Annotated in this window: 1 pseudogene; it reads left to right on the top strand. The window is 41.1% G+C overall.

From position 1 onward, the window contains the following. A pseudogene (locus F6K13_RS34065) lies at positions 1 to 949 on the top strand (WD40 repeat domain-containing protein); the annotation flags it as partial. Positions 950 to 1,197 lie beyond the last annotated feature (248 nt).

Raw genomic sequence — 1,197 nt, 5'->3', positions numbered from 1 at the left:
TCAACAAGAAGAAATAAAACCAGTATCTCCACCCGTTCAAAAAACATCAAAACAACAGAAACATAAACTAGAAAATTGTGTTGTAACTAATGAATTTCAGGCACATTCAGAAGGAGTAAGTTGTCTTGCCATCAGTCCAGACGGACAAATATTAGCTAGTGGTAGCTATGATGACACTATTAAGTTGTGGCAGTTGAGTACCGGAGAAGAAATTTCTACTTTTACAGGACATTCCGACGATGTGGAGTCAGTGGCATTTAACCCTAATGGCGAGATATTAGCTAGTGGGAGTTACGACCACACTATCAAACTATGGCAGTTGAGTACAGGCAAAAAAATTCGTACTTTGCGCGGACATTCCAATGATATTGAGTCCTTAGCATTCAGTCCCAATGGGCAAATATTAGCTAGTGGTGGCGACGATAACCAAATTAAGTTGTGGCAGGTGAGTACGGGTAACGAACTTCATACTCTCACAGGGCATTCTCAGAGGGTTTGGTCTGTGGAGTTTAGCAATGATGGGCAGATGTTAGCAAGTGGGAGTGGTGACAATACGATTAAGATTTGGCATTTAGCTACAGGGCAAGAAATTAAAACTCTCAGGGGGCATTCTGGTTATGTGAGTGCAGTTGCGTTTAGTACTGACGGTGAAATATTGGTGAGTGGCAGTGATGACAACACTATTAAGTTATGGCAGTTGAGTACGGGTCTGGAAGTAGCTACTTTGACTGGGCATGACAAAAGTATTTGGTGTTTAGCAGTTTCGCCAGATGATACTTTGCTGAGTGGGGGTGCGGATAATATGATTAAAATATGGCAGTTGAGTACAGGTCTGGAAATGGGTACTTTGACTGGTCATGCTTTGGGTGTTTTAGCTGTAGCAATTTCTCCTGAAGGAGATTTTTTGGTCAGTGGGGACGGTGATGGTTGTATTAGGGTTTGGCGATAGGTTGTTTGCACTCAGGAGTCATATCATGTCCGCTTGAATAGTTACACCTTGGTGAAGGGAAGGCAGAAGGATTTCTGGCAATTTTGATTTAATTTTATACACAAACTATGCTACCGGACATGATATCAGGAGTCAAGAAGGAAGACGAGAAGAAAGTTTTTGACCGCTAATTAAAACTCACATTCCGCACTTCAATTTGTAACATTAAAAGTAGTAGAAAAATCCGTAACTTGGTAGGTATTTATACT

Source organism: Okeania sp. SIO2B9 (assembly GCF_010672505.1).
Taxonomy (GTDB): Bacteria; Cyanobacteriota; Cyanobacteriia; order Cyanobacteriales; family Microcoleaceae; genus Okeania; species Okeania hirsuta.
This window is presented reverse-complemented; position numbering and strand designations above follow the sequence as displayed.